Raw genomic sequence first — 3,440 nt, 5'->3', positions numbered from 1 at the left:
GCGGGGGTCTCCGCCGCGAAGATCCCCGCCGCGCCGGCGGTCCGGGGCGGGGCGGGGCTCGCGGGGGCGGTGCTGGCCACGGGGGCGGGCGTCGCGGGGGCGTTGCGGCGGCCCCCGCGCGGGCGCGTCCTGGCGATCTCCACCGGGGTGTTGGCCGCGGTTTTCCTGGTCACCACGCTGGTTCCGCTCAGCGGCGCGGCGTCGGCCCCGGCGGCCACCCCGGGGCAGACGGATGTGCTGCTGCCCACGGGTTCCCGCCTCGCCTACGTCCGGCTGCCCGCGCGCGGGCAGGCCAGGCCGACGCCGGTGATCTTCGTGCACGGCGGGCCGGGTGTGCCGGACATGGCGGGCGACAGCGCCTACTTCGGCCAACTGACCGCGGACGGCTTCGACGTCGTGGTCTACGACCAGTTCGGCTCCGGTTCGTCGGCCCGCGCGACCGACCCCCTTGAGTATACTTTGGACAGACACGTCGCCGACCTGGACGCGTTGCGCAGGCACATCGGAGCGGATCGAGTCGTCCTCATAGGACACTCGTTCGGCGCGCGGGTCGCCGCGATGTACACGGCCGCGCACGGCACGCACGTCGCCAAGGTCGTGTACTCCTCGCCGAGCGAGCTGGCGCCCGAGGCGGGCGGCGACAGCCTGCTCCCCCGGCTCGACTTCGCCGACAAGCTCACCGTGTTCGCCGCGATCGGCCGCCCCCGCATCCAGCTCGGTTACGCCCTGCTCCAGGTGAACCCGCGGGCCGCGCACAACCTCGTCGGCGACGCCGAGATGGACGGCAGCTTCGAATCGGCCTACAACGGCTCCCGCCCCGCGACGCACTGCCCTGGCCTCGATCCGGGCGCCGAGCTGCGCGGACTCGGCTTCTACACCAACCAGTACCCGCAGTCGGCCGGGCGGCCGCGCCCCGCCGACCCGCGTCCGGCGCTGGCCCGCACGCCGACCCCCGCGCTGGTCGTCAAGGGTTCCTGCGACTACCTCACCTGGTCCTCGGCGATCGGCTACGTCCGGGCGATGCCCGCGGCCCGGCTCGTCTACCTGCCCGGCGCGGGCCACAACGCCTACCAGGACAAGCCCTCGGCCTTTCTGGACACCGTGCGCGCGTTCCTCACCGACCGGCCGCTGCCCGTGCCGCCCTACCCGGGCACGACCCCGCCCGCCGACTATCTGGGCCCGCGCGGGGACGTTATCGGTATGCGATAACGGCTCTTGGAAATCGGCGGCGACCGCTCCCACTATCGGCACGTCCACGCGACGGAGCGGGTGAGGAGCAGCCGGCGACCAGCGCGCCCGCTCGGCAGGGAAGGTGCCGGGTCTTGAGCGGTCGAGAGCCTGATCTGTCCATTCGGACAGGTCTCAACGCGTGTGACCGAGAGCACAATTTCAACGAACGAGGTAAATCGATAGATCCCATCTCGTGAGGAGCGAATACATGAGCGTGGACCACGACGCCGCTTCGGCACCCGCGGCACCCGCCCCCAACCCCGGCATTCTCGGGTTGGCCACCTTCCTGCCCGGTGGCATCACCCTCGGCCTCTGGCTGGTCGGCTACCTCGACACCGCCGCCCTGGGCGGCGGCATGATCCCGGCCGTCACGTTCTCCTCCGGCCTGTTCCTGCTGATCGCCTGCGTGTGGGCGAGCAGGGTCGGCGCCAGCGCGGTCGCCGGGATCTTCGGCACCTTCTCGGCGTTCTGGCTGAGCTTCGGCTTCCTGCTGATGGGCCTGATCAACGGCTGGTTCGGCATCTCCACCGACGCGGCGGTCTCGGCTGGTCAGGTGCAGAACGTGCAGGCCACGTACGTGTTGTCGTTCCTCATCGTGTTCGTCCTGGTGACGCTGGCGACCCTGCGGCTCCCGCTCGCGTTCACCCTGGGCTTCGTCTTCGTCGACATCACCTTCGCGATGGTGCTTGTCTTCGTGCTGACCGGGAACACGACCTACGCGGTCATCGGGGGCATCGCCGACTTCGCCTTCTGCGCCGTGTTCGCCTACATCCTGCTCGACGCCATCACCCAGGACCTGGGCGGCAAGGCCAAGCCGCTGGGCAACCCCATCACCAAGTGAGCTGCGTGGCCGTCGGTGCCGTCGACAAGGAGAAGCAGTGCACCCTGAGCTCTTGCGCAACTATCTGAATCGTCGTGCGGCACTCGGCCTCGCGGGCAAAGCGGGCGTCGTCGGGGCTGTCGCGGCGACGCTGGGCACCACGGGTGCCGCGGCCGCGGCAGGCGGCCTGAACGGTGGTCTCAACGACGTGCCGTTCGATTACAGCGACCTCGCCGCGTGGGTGCCCGGCCCGTACGGGCCTGCCGACCAGCGCGGCAGCTTCAACGAGGTCACCCCGGAGAAGACGGCCAAGGCGCTGCGGGATGTGGTCGGCGGGCGCGGGGTCAAGACCTACAACCTCGGCGAGCTGATGTGGAACGGCTTCCCCGCGTTCCAGACCACGCCGCCGCGGATCTACGAGCAGCGGCTGACCATCGGCGGCTACACCTCGCCCCGGTTCGAGGCCGAGGGCGGGATCGTCCAGTTCCGCGCGCCGCTGGGCGTCAACCGGCTGAGCCTGCACGAGGAGCGCTTCGCGGCGGTCCAGTCACCCGGCTACCCCCAGCCGTTCGCGACGACGTACCAGATCGGTGTTCAGCTGGACGGCCTGAGCCACGTCGGCTACGGCGAGTACTTCTACAACGGCCACCGCGGCCCCGACATCGATCAGCTCTACGGCACGACGAAGCTGGGCGCCGAGCACGTCGGCCCCATCGTCACCCGCGGTGTGCTGCTGGACATCCTCGGCGTCAAACTCGCCAACCGGGACACCTCGGCGATCGGCCGCCCCGCGGCGAACGGCGAACCGGTGCTGGTCAGCAACTATCGGATCACGGTCGAGGACATCGAGGAGGCGATGGACTTCGGCGGCATCCGGCGCTTCGAACCGGGTGACGCCATCCTGTTCCGCACCGGCTGGAACCAGCTGCTGCACCGCGTCGACCGGCGGCCGAACCCGGCGGACATCGTGCGCTGGAACGCGGCCGAGGGCATGCCGGGTATCTACCTGAAGGAGGCGCGCTACCTGGCGCGCACCCGCCCCGCCCTCATCGGCGGCGACACCTGGGCGCTGGAGGTGCTCGGCAACCCGGTCAGCGGCGACGGAACCGCGTTCCCGGTACACCAGGACCTGTTGATGCGCTTCGGAATCCGCATCGGCGAGTCGATAGTCCTGGACGCCCTGGCCGCCGACAAGGCGTACGAGTTCGCCTACATAGTCACCCCCCAATACGCCGAAGGCGCCACGTGCGGCAACACCCCGCCCGCGGCCCTGGCCCGACCCCGCAAGCGCTGACCCTCGAACGGCCGGGGGGGGGGGGGGCCCGGGCGGGGGCGCGACCGGGCCCGCGGGGGAGAGCGGAACGGCCAGGCGGGGACAGCGATCGGATAT

3 protein-coding genes are annotated in these 3,440 nt (G+C 70.9%); all 3 read left to right on the top strand.

The genetic code is table 11. The features are described from left to right. Positions 1–1,209: alpha/beta fold hydrolase (locus ACT4N7_RS05735; RefSeq protein ID WP_444827529.1), on the top strand; the 1,209-nt coding region annotated here is incomplete at its 5' end. Positions 1,210–1,438: 229 nt separating this feature from the next. Next, a complete protein-coding gene (locus ACT4N7_RS05730; protein ID WP_444827528.1) occupies positions 1,439–2,071 on the top strand; it encodes a GPR1/FUN34/YaaH family transporter in 633 nt (210 codons plus the stop codon). A gap of 37 nt (positions 2,072–2,108) precedes the next feature. Then, positions 2,109–3,344 carry a cyclase family protein gene (locus tag ACT4N7_RS05725; protein ID WP_444827527.1) on the top strand — a complete coding sequence of 412 codons (1,236 nt, stop codon included), beginning with the start codon at positions 2,109–2,111 and terminating at the stop codon, positions 3,342–3,344. Positions 3,345–3,440 lie beyond the last annotated feature (96 nt).

This window comes from Actinokineospora sp., from assembly GCF_052390155.1.
Taxonomy (GTDB): Bacteria; Actinomycetota; Actinomycetes; order Mycobacteriales; family Pseudonocardiaceae; genus Actinokineospora.
Note: the sequence above shows the minus strand (reverse complement) of the source record. Positions and strands in the feature narration are given on the sequence as shown.